This window comes from Anaerocolumna xylanovorans DSM 12503 (assembly GCF_900143645.1).
GTDB classification, from domain to species: Bacteria; Bacillota; Clostridia; order Lachnospirales; family Lachnospiraceae; genus Anaerocolumna; species Anaerocolumna xylanovorans.
This window is the reverse complement of record NZ_FRFD01000008.1, coordinates 274,226-291,308: the sequence shown is the minus strand read 5'-3', so window position 1 is coordinate 291,308 and position 17,083 is coordinate 274,226. Positions and strand designations below refer to the sequence as shown.

The window sequence follows — 17,083 nt, the reverse complement described above, 5'->3', positions numbered from 1 at the left end:
GGATGGGAAAATGGCAAAGTATTTATTTTCCTCTTTATCTTTAAGATACTCCATACAACAGGATTTCATACTTATAAAATCACTCTCACGTACCTCCCATAAAACCAATGGGGCTGCTGCAAATTTAAAATGCAGCAGCCCCATTATATAATTAATCCAGTAATTCCTTTAAAATTTTGTTAATTGCACCTGGGTCTGCTTTTCCCTTCATTTCCTTCATAGTCTGGCCCACTAAGAAACCAAGTGCCTTTTCCTTGCCGCTTCTATAGTCATTTACAGAGGCAGGGTTTTCTGCAATAATCTTTTCGATGGTGGCTTTTAATACTCCCTCATCACTTACCATGGAAAGTCCCTTTTCCTCCACATATTTAACCGGATCAATGTTGTCCTTGAATATCTTCTCAAATACTTCCTTGGCAACTGTCCTGTTAATCTTATTGTCTCCAATGAGCTTTATCAGTCCCGCAAGATGCTCTGCACTAAAGGTAATATCCTCCGGCTCCTTCTCCTCTTCCTTTAACAGGCGCATGGTCTCTACCATCAGCCAGTTGGAGACTTCCTTCGGTCTGCCGCAGAGGGCAACGGTTTCTTCAAAAAGGTCTGCCAGGTGCTTGGAACCTGTTATAATGCCTGCATCATAAGCAGGAATGTCATATTCTTTCTCATAGCGGAGCATCTTCTCATCCCGAAGCTCGGGCTGGCGGTTCTCAATCTCTAAAAGCCATTCATCACTAATTACAATAGGCACCAGGTCAGGCTCGGGGAAGTAGCGGTAATCCTGTGCATCCTCCTTGGAACGCATAGCAAAGCTGGTATCTTTGTTATCATCCCAGCGCCTGGTTTCCTGAGTGATCACCTTGCCATATTCCAGTACCTCTATCTGACGCTTTCTTTCTCCTTCAATGGCTCTCGCAATAGCCTTAAAGGAGTTCATATTCTTCATTTCTGTTCTGGTCCCGAATTCCTTCGCTCCCATCTCCCTGACAGAAAGGTTAATATCTGCTCTTAGAGAGCCCTCCTGCATCTTGCAGTCGGATACTCCAAGATATTGCAATATAAGCTTAAGTTTCTCCAGATAGGCAATAACCTCTTCGGCACTTCTCATATCCGGATCACTTACAATCTCAATTAAAGGAACGCCGCAGCGGTTGTAATCCACTAAAGTACAATCTTCCCACGGGTCATGTATCAGCTTACCGGCATCCTCTTCCATATGGATTTCATGAATTCCAACCACTTTCTTTCCTGCGGAAGTTTCAATCTCAATTCCTCCGTCGTGGCAGATAGGAAGATATAACTGCGATACCTGATAAGCCTTTGGAAGGTCGGGATAGAAGTAATTCTTACGGTCGAATTTGCAGTTCTGGTTTATCTCGCAGCCCGTGGCAAGTCCTGCCGCAATGGCAAATTCCACAACCTTTCCGTTTAATACGGGAAGAGTTCCCGGCATACCGGTACACACCGGACAGCAATGGGTGTTAGGTTCTCCGCCGAACAAAGTGGTGCAGCCGCAGAAGATTTTCGTCTTCGTTGCCAGCTCTACATGGACTTCCAGACCTATGACGGTTTCGTATGTTTTCATAGCACCACTTCCTTTCTTGTTTGTTCAAAGAGGTAAGCCGCTTTTAAGATATCTCTTTCGCCAAAATGCTTTCCGATCAGCTGAAGTCCGATAGGAAGCCCCATCTTATCTGTTCCGCAGGGAAGACTGATAGCCGGAAGCCCTGTAAGGTTAACAGATACGGTATAGATATCTCCAAGATACATCTGTAAGGGATCGGATAAGCTCTCTCCGATTCTCGGTGCTGTAGCCGGTGCTGTGGGACCAAGTATAATATCATATTTATCAAAAGCTCTGTCAAAACCTTCCTTAATCAGGGCTTTTACCCTTAATGCCTTGTTATAGTAAGCATCATAATAACCGGAGCTTAGCACAAAAGCACCAATCATCATTCTGCGCTTTACCTCATTGCCAAAGCCTTCGCTTCTGGTCTTCTTATAGACCTCCTGAAGTCCTTCAAAATCCTCTGTGCGGAATCCGTATTTGATACCGTCATAACGGGAAAGGTTTGAGCTGGCTTCTGCGGATGCAATTACATAATAGGCAGGAATGGCATATTCCACAGCCTCCAGGTCGAATTCTTCAATAGAAGCGCCCTGCTTTTCCAGTTCCTTTGCTGCTGCTAAGATACTTCTCTTGATTTCTTCCGAAAGCCCGCTTCCAAGATACCCTTTCGGAATTCCTATCTTCATTCCCTTAATGTCCTCACCCAGCACTTTTAAATAACCATAGCTTTCTGTAGGAACGCTGGTGGAATCCTTCTTATCATGACCGGATATAATGTCAAGTGCTGCCGCACAGTCCGCCACATTCTTTCCGATAGGTCCTATCTGGTCTAAGGAAGAGGCATAGGCTACAAGTCCATAACGGGATACGGTACCATAGGTGGGCTTAATACCTGTTACACCGCAGAAAGCACTGGGCTGCCTGATAGAACCGCCGGTGTCAGAGCCTAACGCATAAAAAGCTTCATCTGCCGCAACTGCCGCCGCAGAACCGCCGCTGGAACCTCCGGGTACATGCTCCGTGTTCCTGGGATTTTTGGTAATCCCGAAATAAGAAGTCTCTGTGGTGCTTCCCATGGCGAACTCGTCCATATTGGTCTTACCTATGATAACCGCTCCCTGGGCCTTTAATTTCTCTACTACAGTAGCGTTATAGGGCGGTATAAAGTTATATAATATTTTAGAACCGCAAGTGGTCTTTATCCCTTTGGTGCAGATATTGTCCTTTACTGCAATAGGTACTCCCGCTAAAGGAGCATCTGCCAATTCACCGCCATCGATTCTTTTTTGTACTTCCTTCGCTTCTGATAAAGCCCTTTCCTCCAGAACTGATATATAGCAGTTATATTCTGAATCCTTTTCTTTTATCCTGTCTATCTGAAGACTGACTGCCTCTGCTGCTGATATTTCTTTTTCTTTGATTTTCTTTCCCAATTCCAGGGCTGATAATTTGGTAATATCCATGCTTGACCTCTTTTCTTACTTGCTAAACTTATCTGCTACTCAACTGTCTTAGGTACCATAAAGCATCCGTCCTTCTTAGCCGGTGCATTTTCAAGAAGAGCATCCCTGTCAGGTCCGTTTTCTACAACGTCTTCCCGGAATACATTATGGATAGGGAACACATGGGACATGGGTTTTATCCCTTCGGTATCCAGTTCATTCATCGTTGCCATATATCCTATTATGCTTCCGAGGTCCGTCTTTGCCTTTTCTTTTTCCTCCTGTGTCAGCTCAAGTTTTGCAAGGGCTGCAACATATTCTATGGTTTTATCCGTAATTTCCACTATTGCCTCCTGTCCGTCCCTCTCACATTTACAGGGACTTTTTATATTTTTATCTGTGCCTCAATTTAATTACTTTGAACCTAATCCAGCTTTATTATTAAGGCTCCAGTCTTGATACGTCCCTTGGAAACAGAGTGGTTTCCCTTACATTCTGTTCATCTAATATCTTCATAGTCAGACGTTCCAGTCCGATTCCAAGACCGCCGTGAGGAGGCATACCATGCTTGAATATCATCAGATAATCGGTAAAATCCGCCGGGTCCATTCCTCTCTTTAGCATCTTTTCCACCTGTGCTTCGTAACTGTGAATTCTCTGTCCGCCGGTGGTTACTTCCATCCCCTTAAATAACAGGTCAAAGCTTAAGGTGAATTTATTGTCTGCCGGGTCATCCATTGCATAGAAGGGTCTTTTCTTGGAAGGATAATGGGTTACAAACACAAAATCACTGCCATATTCCTCTTTAAAATACCTTCCGATCAGAATCTCTTCCTCCGGCTCTAAATCATAGGGGTTTTTTATCTTACGGTTATATTTTTCAGATACCAGCTGTTTTGCTTCGTCAAATCTTACTGCCGGTATGTTCTCTGTGGAAGGCAGTTCTATATTCAACAGCTTAAGCTCCTTCTGGTATTCTTTTTTCAGCAATTCAAAAATATAGGTAAGAATTGCTGCCTCCATATCCATGATATCTTCAAAGCCATCGATATACCCCATCTCAAAGTCAAGACTGGTGTACTCATTCAAATGTCTTGTAGTGTTATGCTTTTCTGCACGGAATACCGGTGCTGCCTCGAATACCCTGTCATATACCCCGACCATGGTCTGCTTATATACCTGGGGACTCTGGGCTAAGAAAGCTTTCTTCCCAAAGTACTCTAACTTAAATACATTGGCACCGCCTTCTGCATTTCCGGCCACAATCTTAGGTGTCCGTATTTCGGTAAAATGATTCCGGAATAAGAAATCACGGAATCCTCTTACAATTCCTTCCTGTATCTTAAAAATGGCTCTCTCTCTTATATTCCTTAATGCTATGGGACGTAAGGAAAGCTTGGTTTCCAATGAGGTACTCATTTTCCATTTACTGATGGGAATGGGCATTACGGAATCCTTTGCAGGCTCTGAAAGTACCTTGACTTCTGAAACCCTTAATTCAAAACCACCCGGTGCCCTCTCTTCCCTGGATACTGCTCCTTTTACTTCAATGGTCATTCCTTCCCTGACGGTCTTAGCTTCCATGCCTTCTACCTTGCCGTCCTCAAAAACACACTGCACCAGGCCTTCATACTTGCGAAGAACCACAAAGGAGAATTCCCCCATATCCCTTACCGTGTGGACAGCTCCTCTTACAGATACTTCCCTGTCAAACCAGCCACCGGTGAGTATATCACTGATCTCTACTGTTTCTTTTTCCTTAATTCCTTTTACAAACTCCATTGTGCTCCTCCTTAAGTCCATTCATTCATCAGGCAGCTGCCTGGCATTGTGTTTCAGGGTTTTGGCTAAAAAAATAAGTCCCGGATATTCATGCGAAAAAACACATAAATATCCGGGACGGGAATTCAACAGCAACTGCAAAAGGCAATCGTCTTACGTTAAGAGAATAACCCGCGGTACCACCCGCGTTGAAAGTAAACTTTCCTCTCATAGCACTTAACGCGTGCCGCGCATAAACCTACTATAATTTTTTCAGCTTATGGGCTCCAGAGTGTTCCTTCCAATAGCTATCACCAAAGGCATGCTCTCAGTCGGTGGCGTGCCATTCCTGTTAATAAGTGAAATCCCCAAAGGTCAGTCTCTTTCTTAGCCTTTATAAATATTCAATTACAAAATTTTATTTGTAAGCTATAATATCACATTAAATATTATCTGGCAAGGGGTAATTTACTTTTTCACACTAAACTTCTAAAACAGTGCAGAAAGCTGCTGCATTCTATGCTTACCGGTATTCCATTGTAAGACTTCCCTTACCGTCCCTGCACACAAAGCTTCCCATACTGCCGTTTATAATAGTCAGACTGGGCGCCTTATGTCCGATATCTGCATTTATTATAATGGGAACATCCTTTACCACCGAGGTTACCGCTTCTTCATAGGAGATGCCGTAGCTCTCTTCGCAGAAGGCAGATCTTCCAAATACAAAGCCTTTCGCATACTGAAACCATCCGGCTTCCTTAAGCTGCCACAGACCCCTGATTAAGCTGTCGCTGTTTAAGGCAAAGCTTTCCAGGTACCAAAGGATTCCATCTTCCTTATACCCTTCGATAAAAGAAAGTGTATTATCAAACCGGGTCCCGCAAAGGTTTAACAGGACATCAAGACAGCCTCCAAGAAGCCGTCCCTTTACGGGTTCTCCTTCCTTTCCGGCAATTTGCTTTAGTACAACAGGCTTTGTCAGTACATAGCCTTCAAGACCGGTAATTCTGTCATAATAACCGTCTTCATACAAATCAAAGCTCTCTTGCAGAACGGCACTTCCTGCAAGGAGAGATTCTCCCGTAAGGGCTGCTTCTCCTGACAAAGTATTTTTTCCCATAAGTACCTTTAAGTTATTTTCCAAGGCAGGATGCCATTCGCTCATTCCAAAGCTGTTAAAATTACTGCCATATATGGTTGCAATATCACACCTAGTAGTAATGGTAAAGGTCAGCCCTGTATTGTCCGAAAAGCCCTGATACCAGACAGGACGCCTTTTTATAGCTTCATAATCAAAGTATGGGAGCATCTCCACCAGAAAGTCTCCGCCCTTTGTTCCTATAATCCACTTAATTTCCTTGTTTTTCAAAAGATCATTTAATTCTTTGCCTCTATCTTTTCCGCTGCCGCTTCGCCCTTTCTCACTCTTACGTACCAGCGGGCCTTCAATCACCTGAAAACCTCTGTTTTTAAAGTTTAATACAGCATTATCAAGTCTGTTAAAATCTGTTTTTTCCTGGTTTCCGTCAGAAGGTGCGGCAACGGCTATGAGGTCATTCCCGGTTATAAAATTCGGATAAATCATAATTTCTTTATACGTTCAATAGCTTCTACAGTATTTTCATAGGTTCCAAAAGCTGTCAGTCTGAAGTAGCCTTCTCCGCTGGGGCCAAAGCCGGAACCGGGTGTGCCTACAACATTTGCCTCTTTTAACAGGTAATCAAAGTATTCCCAGGAGGTCATCTTATCCGGTGTCTTTAACCAGATATAAGGTGCATTCACACCGCCGGATACGGTATAGCCGGAACTCTCCAGCCCTTCTTTGATAACACGGGCATTGTTCATGTAATAAGCAATCTGTTCCCTGGTCTGCTTCTTTCCTTCTTCGCTGTATACGGCTGCTCCTGCTGCCTGAATGATATAGGGTGCTCCATTGAACTTAGTGCCGTGACGTCTTGCCCACAGACTGTTAAGTGAAACCTCTCCTGCCTTTAATTCCTTGGGTATTACCGTAAATCCAAGTCTTGTACCGGTAAATCCGGCATTTTTAGAAAAACTTCTAAGCTCTATGGCACAGGTCTTTGCACCTTCACATTCATAGATGGTATGAGGAACATCCTCTTCGGAGATATAGGCCTCATAAGCAGCATCATAAATAATCACCGCACCAACCTTATTCGCATAATCCACCCATTCCTGAAGCTGTTTCTTATTGACCGTGGAGCCGGTGGGGTTATTAGGGAAGCACAGATAAATAATATCCGGCTCTTCCTTCGGGAATTCCGGTGCAAAATTCGTTTCCTTGGTACAAGGCATATAAATTACCTTTGTCCATTTTCCTGTTTCAGAAAGGTAATCTCCTGTTCTTCCTGCCATAACATTGGAGTCCACATAAACAGGATAAACAGGGTCGCATACGGCAATTTTGTTATCCTGTCCGAAGATTTCCTGAATATTGGCAGAATCACTCTTGGCACCGTCACTGATAAAGATTTCATCAAGGGCAAGCTCTACTCCCCTTGCCTTATAATCATGTTCTGCAATCAGGCTTCTTAAAAACTCATATCCAAGATCCGGTGAATAGCCCTTAAATGTGTCCTTCACAGCCATTTCATCCGTTGCTTTGTGAAGGGCAGAAATAACGGCTGGTGCAAGGGGAAGGGTTACATCGCCAATACCTAAACGAATGATTTTCTTATCCGGATTGGCTTCCCCGAAAGCTTTTACTTTCTTTGCAATATCGGAAAAAAGGTAGCTTCCCGGCAGTTTCAGATAATTCTCATTGATTTTAAACATATTTTACACCCATTGCATATCGCAGGCTTGCCCGCAGACCAGTCTGCAATACCGCCACAAAAATTGAGTGAAAGAAGCTGTATGTGGCATCCTTTCGTAACTAAATTTTCTTTCACTCTGTTTTATATTATATTTACCGGTCAGAGGCTTATCTTACCAGCATCTGCTATTCCTAGCTCCCATGCCTTCCTCTGTACACCTCAAGTTTGTGCCGGGGATTTCGCAGGCATTTGTGTGAATTATGCTTTTCAATAATTCACACTAAGCCCCCGGCCCGGTCCATAGCTTTCTATAACAATTCGCCATCAAATACGGTAACAGCAGGTCCGGTCATAAGGATAACGTCCTTCTCTCTGTCATAACGTATGGTAAGCTCTCCACCGAGAAGCTGGACTTTTACCTCATCCTCTGTAAACCCGTTTAATATACAGGCATAAACACTGGCACAGGCACCGGTACCACAGGCCAGGGTCTCTCCGGAACCTCTCTCCCACACCCGCATCTCTATATTCTTTCTGTCAACTATATGGATAAATTCTGTGTTGGTTCTTTCCGGGAACCACTCATGATGCTCAAAGAGCGGACCTACTTTCTCTATTTCAACTTTCTTTGTATCCTCTACAAACACTACCGCATGAGGATTGCCCATAGAAACACAGGTAACCTTGTATTCTTCTTCGCCTGCCATAATAGGCTTTGCAACAATTCTTTCCTCTTCCCCTTTCACAGGGATCATGGAAGGCTTTGTTATAGGATGCCCCATGTCAACAGTTACCGAGGTGACTTTATCATCCTCTGCTGTAAGTGTCAGGTATTTAATACCTGCGCCTGTCTCAATCGTGATATTCTTCTCTTTGGTAAGGCCATAATCATAGACGTATTTGGCAACACAGCGGATTCCATTTCCGCACATAGCGGAGGAAGAGCCGTCTGCATTATACATATCCATCATAAAATCCGCCTCATCAGAAGCCTTTATAAGAATCAATCCGTCAGAACCGATTCCAAAATGCCTGTCACTGACAGCAATAGCCAGTTCCGATGGATTCGTTACTCTTTCTCTTAAACAATTCACATAAACATAATCATTCCCACAGCCATGCATTTTCGTAAACTTCATAGATACCTCCGCTTATCAACATATATAATTTTCCCAATAAATTTCTTCTACTGTTTATCAATATTGTAAATAACATTTTTAAGCGAAAATACTTCAAAAATGCTTTATGTATTGCAAATAGTGCTGTCAAAAGGGCCATGGAAAAATAGCCCAGGACAAAGAATCCATACCCATTTTACCATAGCCCCCTGCATACCGCAAGCCTGCTTGCGGTACTGCCATAAATAGAAAGTGAAAATGCTTTTCTGATTTTCACACTAGCCCCCCTGCATACCGCAAGTTTACTTGCGATACTGCCCAAATAGAAAGTGAAAAATGCTTTCTATTTTTCACACTAGCCCCTAACCTACATCAAGCGAAGAATCATTTCTGCCATTTCTACCATATTTGTACCGCTGTCCATGCTGTTTTTTTGTATATACCGGTGCGCTTCTTCTTCTGTCATATTATTACGTTCCATGAGTACCAGTTTTGCTTTGCTGATAATTGCTTTTTCTTCTTCCGTTCTGGCTTTGGGCTTATCCTTTTCTCTCTTTCTGCGGCGCGATATATTATAATGCATCATTTCCAGAGTACTGATTAAATCCGCCATTTTAATGGGCATGCTTAGACAGACAATATTATTATCCGTACATTCCTCCAGCTTATTGGCTGAAGCAATGAGCAGCATCTCAAATCCTTTGGGAAGGTATCCGTTTAATTGGCTGTAATGCATATCTGAAAAACGGTAACCGCATATTATAATACCGTCATCCAGCTCATTTGCAATGGTTACAACCTGTGCCCCTGTGGTGCAGGTTGCGTTTACTCCGTATCCGTTTCTTACCAGAACATTCTTTATGTTTACTGCATCCTCGATTTTAGGAAAAGCTATTATTATACTGGGCACATTTGACCACCTCCACACTTATCTAGCATAACGAGTATCAACTATATGCGGTGCAAGTATTGATCAATTTCCCAATCTGATACCTGAATAACATACTGGTTCCATTCCTGATACTTTGCTTCAAGGTACTTATTGGTTGTGTGTTCTCCTAAAACTCCTTTGATTAATTCATCCTTTTCAAGAGCATCCAGTGCCTCTTTCAGGCTTGAAGGGAGGCTCCTGATATTTTGGGCGGCTTTCGTCTCTTCGCTCATCTCAAGGATATTCTGATCCACGCTATCCGGAGGAGTCAGCTTATTCTTAATACCATCCAGACCAGCAGCCAGGCATACAGCCAGTGCAAGATAAGGATTAGCAGCAGAATCGGGACATCTAAGCTCTATTCTTGCGTTAGTTCCCCTTGCAGCAGGTATTCGGATTAAGGAACTTCTGTTCGTAGCACTCCATGCGACATAAACCGGTGCCTCATAGCCCGGAGTCAGCCTCTTATAAGAATTCACAAGGGGATTGGTGATAGCTACCATCCCCTCCATATGCTTTAAAATTCCGGCGATGAAATGATAGGCTTCTTCGCTAAGACCAAGCTTACCGTCTGAATTATCAAAAATATTCTTACCATCCTTATTAAGGGACATATTAATGTGCATGCCGGAACCATTTACACCGAATTTTGGCTTTGGCATAAAAGTAGCATGGAGTCCATGCCGTTTGGCAACCGTCCTTACTACCAACTTAAAGGTCATAATGTTATCAGCCGTCTTTAAGGCATGGTCATATTTAAGATCAATCTCATGCTGGGCCGGAGCAACCTCATGATGGGATGCCTCTATAATAAAACCCATATCTTCCAGTGTAAGAACCATCTCACGCCTGGCATTTTCTCCATTATCAAGGGGTCCGACATCAAAGTAGCCACCTTTTTCCATGGTGTCGATACTGGGTTCCCCATTATCCAGAGTATTAAACAGGAAAAACTCACATTCAGGGCCTACCTGAAAGGTATATCCCATTTCCTTTGCTTCCTCTACCACTTTCTTTAGAATAAATCTGGGATCACCTTCAAATGGGGTACCGTCAGGCCTGTAAACATCACAGATAAATCTGGCTACCTTTCCCTGCTGCGGCCTCCACGGGAATATCTCAAAGGTATCAAGGTCCGGATACAGGTACATATCAGACTCTTCAATTCTTACAAAACCCTCGATCGAAGAGCCGTCAAACATGCATTTATTATCTAATACCCTATCCAACTGACTGGTGGTAACCGCTACATTCTTTAAATTGCCGAAAATATCCGTAAACTGCAGCCGGATAAATTCAACATCTTCCTCTTTCACCATCCTGATAATATCCTGCTTAGAAAAATGCTTCATAAAAATCCTCTCCCTTAATAAGATTAATTTTCAAAAGTTAACGTGTGAAAAATATGATGTATTTTTCGCACCCCTTTATTTATGCAGTATCGTGTAGATTGCAAGCAATCTACCGGCAAACTAGCGATATGCAATGGGTGTATATGAAAAATAAGCGAAAATGTCTATAAAAGAACATCTTCGCCTTTTGCTTTTATCATGATATCAGTCCTATTATTGTTTGTCAATACAATAAAATTATACTTATAACAGGAAAATGCCCTGTATTAGATAATTAACTTTGTAATACATATGTTTAGGTAACCAGAATCATTTTTTAAATCAATCATTTCTTTGGTTTCAATCACTCTGATCAAGGGGCGCAGAACACAGTCATGATAATTCTTAACAACAACTGCCTTGACACCGTTATTAAGTTCAACGCAGGAACCAATCGGATAAATGGTCACGCATTTAACGAATGCATCTATCACAAGATTATCATAGAGCTGGTCACCGTTTCCCATTAAATATTCCACTGCTTCCGAAGGAGCAAAAGCCTCTCTGTAGGCTCTGTCCGAAGTCATGGCATCATAGGTATCTGCCACCGCAAGTATTCTGGCATACAAGGTTATCTCATTTCCTTTTAAACCTTTTGGATATCCTGAACCGTCATATCTTTCATGATGCTGAAGTACTCCCGCCTTTGTTACACTGCTTAACTCTCTGGCACCATTCAACATATCATAACCGAATTCAGGATGCTTTTTCAGTATACCGAATTCTTCCTCTGTCAGCTTTCCCTTTTTGTCTAAAAGCTCAGCCGGAATCTTATTTTTACCGATATCATGAAGGATACCTGCCGTCCCCAGGTAAATAAGCTCCTCTATCGTAAGATTCATCTTAATCCCTACGCTGGCAGCCAATATGGCTACATTCACACAATGCAGGTAAGTGTATTCATGATGCCCCCATAAGCTTCTCATATTAAGCTCAACATCCTTATTATTGATAACACTTGTGACGATATCCTGAATCATAGGAAACATTTCCGCTATATTTCCATTGTCGTTAACAATTTCTTCTAACCTTGTAGCAGTACGAAGCTTAAGTCCTTCATCTACTACATCTTCAATTACGATACCCTTTGAAATCTCATCCTCAATATATAACCCTGTATATCCCATTGCTTTCAGTCTTGACACAATATTTTCAGTCAAGACAACATTTTCCCTTAATAAAATAACCCCCTGATTACCATAAAGCGGTTTTGCAAGTATCGCACCAGGTTCAACCTTATTTATGGAAAGAAATCTCATACTCCATATCCTCCAATTACGTAACTCTGTCAGGAGAGTTTTTCGAAAGAAAACCCCTCTCCTAAAATAAACTACCAAGTTATAATTATAACATAATTTGTCGAATATGAGTATGTTAAATTTTATAAATATAGTTAAATTTTTCTTACAATTTCTGCAATTTTATGGTTAAGATAGCAGCATCCTGTCATTAGCAAACTCACTTCCGCTTACACTTTCAAATTTATCCAGCAAGTCCTTTACATGGAGGTGTTTCTTTTCTTCTCCTGAAATATCATAGATGATTTTCCCCTCATGCATCATAATCAACCGGTTGCCGTATTGAATTGCATGCTTCATATTATGGGTTATCATCAGTGCTGTCAGGGAATTTTCCTTCACGATCTTTTCAGTCAGCTCTAAAACCTTCTGCGCTGTTTTTGGATCCAAGGCAGCCGTATGCTCATCCAGCAGAAGTAATTTAGGATTTTTTAAGGCTGACATTAAAAGAGTAAGTGCCTGCCTCTGCCCCCCGGAAAGAAGACCAACCTTAGTCGTAAGCCTGTTTTCAAGGCCCAAGTCCAGTTTTTTAAGCTGCTCTACATATAATTCTTTTTCTGCTTTTGTAATACCCCAGCCAAAGCTTCTCCTTTTCCCTCTCCTGTAGGCAAGTGCCAGGTTTTCTTCGATTTCCATACCGGCAGCTGTCCCCATCATAGGGTCCTGAAATACTCTGCCCAGATAGCTTGCTCTTTTATATTCAGGCATTCTGGTAATATCAATTCCATCCAGTCTGATATTGCCGCTGTCCGGATAATGTACCCCTGCAATCATATTAAGCATGGTGGATTTTCCAGCTCCATTTCCACCGATAACCGTAACAAAGTCCGATTCGTTTAAAGTTAGGTTCAACCCCTTTAGTACTTTCTTTTCATTAATGGTATATGCATTAAAGGTCTTATATAATTCCCCAATATCAAGCATTATTCTGCCTCCTTTTCAATTCTTACCTTATCCTTCTTAAACACAGGTATGGATAAAGCTGCAGCTACCATTACGGCCGTTAACAGTTTCAGATTATTTGAATTAAAGCCCATAAACAGGACGGAGGCTATTATTATACGGTAAATGATCGATCCGACAACAATGGAAATAAGTCTGCTGGCAAAGGATAGCACACGTCTGAATATTACTTCTCCGATTACGATAGAAGCCAGACCGATTACGATAGCTCCAACACCCATGGATACATCCGCATAGCCCTGTGTCTGTGCAACAAGACCGCCGGAAAGCGCAATAAGCCCGTTGCCCACCATTAGTCCTATAATTTTCATGGCATCTGTATTCGCCCCCTGTGCACGGACCATGGCTTCATTGTTGCCTGTCGCTCTGATGGCACAACCGATTTCCGTGCCTAAGAACCAGTAAAGCAATAGAATAACCAGCACTGTAAATATAATACCTAAGCCCATAGTAATCATAATCTGGAGAAGATTATCACTGATTCCTAACTCTGCTCCGGATGGAAACAAACTCTTAGCCATTGATAATATTGTCTTCTGCGCCAAAAGAGGTGTATTGGATTTACCCATGATACTTAAGTTTACCGAATAGAGTGCTATCATGGTAAGAATACCTGCCAAAATAGGAGGAATTCTAAGTTTCGTATGAAGAAATCCGGTAACTGCACCTGCTGCCATTCCCGCCAGGGTTGATATCAAAAGACAGAGGATTGGATTTATTCCAAATCCGGCTATACAGAAAGCGCTGACACTTCCTCCTAACGCAAAGCTTCCTTCACTTGTCATATCCGGAAAATCCAGAATACGGAAGGAGACGTAAACACCAATTGCCAATATGGCCCAGGCAAAGCCCTGAGAAGTAGCTCCCAGTGCCGAAAGTAAATAATGTACAAATGTCACCATATAAATTTCCTAACCTTCCCTATGAATTAACAAAAGACTGTCCCATTCCCTGTAACACTTACAGAGATGGGACAGGCCTATAATAAAATTGCTTGCTTTGGCAAAATTACTTGCTCTGCTGTAATTCCTCCGGAATTGTGATTCCCAGTTGCTTTGCCACATCTTCGTTTACCTTTAGGGTACACTTTTCATCAGGCAGATATTCAATAGGCATATCAGCAATTTTTGCAGTACCTTCAAGGATTTTGACAGCCTGCTCTCCTGTTAATTTTCCAAGTTCATAATAATCAATTCCATAAGTTGCAAGACCGCCGTTATCTACCATGCCGCCTTCTCCGCATATTACAGGCAATTTGCTTGCATTTGCAACCTGCGCTACCGTAGGCATTGATTCTGCTATCATATTATCGGTAGGGGCATAAATTACGTCCACTTTGCCAACTAAAGACTGCACCACCTGCTGGATCTCATTCGTATTGGAAACCGTAGCGTCCATGCTTTCCATTCCTGCATCTTTTATCGCCTGCTTGGCAATGTCTGCCTGAATTACCGAATTACTTTCAGCAGAAGAATAAAGAATTGCAACCTTCTTCGCTCCCGGTATCAGCTGCTTTAACAATTCTATCTGCTTCTTAACCGGTGTAAGGTCCGAAGTACCCGATACATTTCCTCCCGGTGCCTCATTGGAAGCTACCAACTGAGAACCTGCAGGATCTGTAACCGCAGTAACCAGAACAGGAATGTCTTTCGTAGCATTTGCAACAGCCTGTGCTGAAGGTGTAGCTATGGAAAGTATAAGATCCGGAGCATCATTTACTAACTTCGTGGCTATGGTCTGGGCTGTGGACATATCTCCCTGTGCTACCTGATAGTCAAGCTTAAGGTTCTTTCCTTCCTCATAGCCAGCTTCCGCAAGCGCATCCACAAAGCCTTTGTAGGAAGCATCCAAAGCAGCATGTTCCACATACTGATTGATGCCGATGTGATATACCTTTCCGTCTTTTCCACCGCTGCCGGAAGTACTGGTTTCTTTGGTGCCGCAGCCGGTAAGTGATAACACAACCAATGAAGCTGTTAATATGCCAGCTAATATTCTTTTCTTCATATTCTCCTCCTGCTTTTTCCCTAACCTTATTTCCTCTTTTACTTTAAAGTTATGTAGTTTAACACTTTTACTTGTTAAAGTGTACAATGAAAAGCGGATTTTGTCAATATGTTTTAATACAGCAAAGGACTGGTACAATAAAGCACCAGTCCCATTTATTTCATTATTTTACTATTCTATTTTTCCAATTTAATTGCTGTCACCTGCGTTGTCATCATCACTTACGCCGCTATTATTAAATAATATCGTTATGCTGATACGCCTGTTCTTTTCTTTTCCTTTTTCCGTACTGTTGGAAGCAACAGGATCATATTCACCATATCCGCTTGCCTTAAGTCTTTTAGGTGCAATACCATATTCATCTGCCAGATACTCTACAACATTAGCGGCTCTTTGCACCGAAAGCTGCCAGTTAGAAGTAAATACTCCTCTGTTTATCGGTACATTATCCGTATGTCCGGCTATCTCTATCTTATTGTCCACCTGCTTTAAAAGCTTTGCAATAACATCCAGATTTTTTTTCATGTCATCCTTGATCTCTGCCTGACCACTGTCAAATAGAATATCATTAGATAATGTTATGACAATACCGCTCTCCTGGACACTGATATCCAGATTGTCTTTAAATTCCCCGTTTCCGATGGCATCATAGAGCCAGTCTTTCAACTGAATGAATTCCTCCTTGCTGACCTCAGTAATGTTTTCTATATCCTCACCGGTACCGTCTCCCTGGCCTGAAGCGTTACCCTTTCCATTATAATTTCCCTGATTCAAAGCTTCTTTTCCGCCGTTTAAAATACCGCTTCCTTTGGGAATGATAGAACCTCCCTGTGCATTATCACCAGCTCCGAAAGCACTGCTAAGAGATGCTGCTAATTCATCATATTTTTGCTGATTCACATTACTGATTGAGTATAGCATAATGAAGAAAATCATTAACAGCGTTATCATGTCGGAATATGTAAAAAGCCATCTTTCACTGTTCTCTGATTTCTTCTCCTTTTTTTTCATCATCCAAGTATCCCTTAAGCCTTTCTACAATTAATGCCGGATTTCCGCCTTCCTGTATCATCAGTATACCGTCCATCATCATGTTTTTTGTTACCAATTCATCTGTATCCAATTCCTTCAATTTATTAGCAATGGGAAGCCATAATAAATTCGCGGTACCAATACCATAAAGCGTAGCGATGAAAGCTACAGCAATAGACCCTGCAAGAGCTCCCGTATCACCGCCGCTTAGATTACCAAGTACATGTACAAGACCCATAACAGTACCGATAATACCCAGAGTAGGAGCATAACCGCCGGCAGCTTCAAACACTGCTATTCCCTTGGAGTGGCGGTACTCCATATTATCAAGCTTCGTTTCCAGAATCTTCTTAATAATCTCCGGATCGGTTCCATCCATAACGAGCTGAAGCCCGTCCTTAATAAAAGGATCATAATCATTACCCTGTAATTCGGTCTCCAAGGATAACAATCCATTGGTTCTGGCAAGATTTGCTATTTTATAAAAGACCTGTATGATTTCCTGCCTGTCCTCCTTATGATTACGGAAAGCTATGCCCAAAACCTTCGGCAGATTCTTTAGCACTGACATAGGAAAAGACATACCCACAACACCAACGGTACCTCCGATAACAATCATTGCGGCAGTGGGTTCAAGTAATGCACCCAGATGCCCCTTATCCAGAATAAATGCCATTATCAACATGGCAAAAGCAAAAATCATACTAATTATCATACCTAAATCCATTGTTTCGACTCCTTCTCTATCCTTTTGATGTATTTCTTTTGTCCAAGACCTTACTTATCCTTCACCATT

15 protein-coding genes are annotated in these 17,083 nt (G+C 42.2%); all 15 read right to left on the bottom strand.

Annotated features, from left to right (window positions below):
* Positions 1-151 precede the first annotated feature (151 nt).
* Entirely contained in the window at positions 152-1,582 is a 1,431-nt protein-coding gene (gene gatB / locus BUF11_RS14875) for an Asp-tRNA(Asn)/Glu-tRNA(Gln) amidotransferase subunit GatB (protein WP_073589631.1), read from the bottom strand.
* Positions 1,579-3,030, bottom strand: coding sequence for an Asp-tRNA(Asn)/Glu-tRNA(Gln) amidotransferase subunit GatA (gatA, locus tag BUF11_RS14870; protein WP_073589630.1), 1,452 nt, complete (start codon positions 3,028-3,030; stop codon positions 1,579-1,581). The genes gatB and gatA overlap by 4 nt, the downstream gene beginning before the upstream one ends.
* A gap of 35 nt (positions 3,031-3,065) precedes the next feature.
* Entirely contained in the window at positions 3,066-3,353 is a 288-nt protein-coding gene (gene gatC, locus BUF11_RS14865) for an Asp-tRNA(Asn)/Glu-tRNA(Gln) amidotransferase subunit GatC (protein ID WP_073589629.1), read from the bottom strand.
* Positions 3,354-3,450: 97 nt separating this feature from the next.
* A complete protein-coding gene (gene aspS / locus BUF11_RS14860; RefSeq protein WP_073589628.1) occupies positions 3,451-4,791 on the bottom strand; it encodes an aspartate--tRNA(Asn) ligase in 1,341 nt (446 codons plus the stop codon).
* Between the two features lie 502 nt (positions 4,792-5,293).
* Positions 5,294-6,355: a S66 family peptidase gene (locus tag BUF11_RS14855; protein ID WP_073589627.1), complete on the bottom strand. Its 1,062-nt coding sequence runs from the start codon at positions 6,353-6,355 to the stop codon at positions 5,294-5,296.
* Positions 6,352-7,566: an LL-diaminopimelate aminotransferase gene (locus tag BUF11_RS14850; RefSeq protein WP_073589626.1), complete on the bottom strand. Its 1,215-nt coding sequence runs from the start codon at positions 7,564-7,566 to the stop codon at positions 6,352-6,354. The genes BUF11_RS14855 and BUF11_RS14850 overlap by 4 nt, the downstream gene beginning before the upstream one ends.
* Before the next feature lie 289 nt (positions 7,567-7,855).
* Complete coding sequence (gene dapF / locus BUF11_RS14845; RefSeq protein ID WP_073589625.1) at positions 7,856-8,686, bottom strand: diaminopimelate epimerase; 831 nt, start codon at positions 8,684-8,686, stop codon at positions 7,856-7,858.
* 346 nt (positions 8,687-9,032) lie between these two features.
* Entirely contained in the window at positions 9,033-9,575 is a 543-nt protein-coding gene (locus tag BUF11_RS14840) for an ANTAR domain-containing response regulator (RefSeq protein ID WP_073589624.1), read from the bottom strand.
* Between the two features lie 41 nt (positions 9,576-9,616).
* Positions 9,617-10,948 carry a type I glutamate--ammonia ligase gene (glnA, locus tag BUF11_RS14835; protein WP_073589623.1) on the bottom strand — a complete coding sequence of 444 codons (1,332 nt, stop codon included), beginning with the start codon at positions 10,946-10,948 and terminating at the stop codon, positions 9,617-9,619.
* A gap of 266 nt (positions 10,949-11,214) precedes the next feature.
* Entirely contained in the window at positions 11,215-12,246 is a 1,032-nt protein-coding gene (locus BUF11_RS14830) for an HD-GYP domain-containing protein (protein WP_073589622.1), read from the bottom strand.
* A 168-nt stretch (positions 12,247-12,414) separates the two neighbouring features.
* Entirely contained in the window at positions 12,415-13,209 is a 795-nt protein-coding gene (locus BUF11_RS14825) for an ABC transporter ATP-binding protein (protein ID WP_073589621.1), read from the bottom strand.
* Positions 13,209-14,150, bottom strand: coding sequence for an ABC transporter permease (locus BUF11_RS14820; protein ID WP_073589620.1), 942 nt, complete (start codon positions 14,148-14,150; stop codon positions 13,209-13,211). Before BUF11_RS14820 ends, BUF11_RS14825 begins: the two co-directional genes overlap by 1 nt.
* A gap of 106 nt (positions 14,151-14,256) precedes the next feature.
* Positions 14,257-15,255, bottom strand: coding sequence for an ABC transporter substrate-binding protein (locus BUF11_RS14815; RefSeq protein WP_073589619.1), 999 nt, complete (start codon positions 15,253-15,255; stop codon positions 14,257-14,259).
* A gap of 189 nt (positions 15,256-15,444) precedes the next feature.
* Positions 15,445-16,269, bottom strand: coding sequence for an OmpA family protein (locus BUF11_RS14810; RefSeq protein ID WP_073589618.1), 825 nt, complete (start codon positions 16,267-16,269; stop codon positions 15,445-15,447).
* The gene (locus BUF11_RS14805) at positions 16,232-17,014 is read right to left on the bottom strand and encodes a flagellar motor protein (RefSeq protein ID WP_073589617.1); all 783 of its coding nucleotides are present in this window, start codon (positions 17,012-17,014) and stop codon (positions 16,232-16,234) included. The genes BUF11_RS14810 and BUF11_RS14805 overlap by 38 nt, the downstream gene beginning before the upstream one ends.
* Positions 17,015-17,083: the final 69 nt, after the last annotated feature.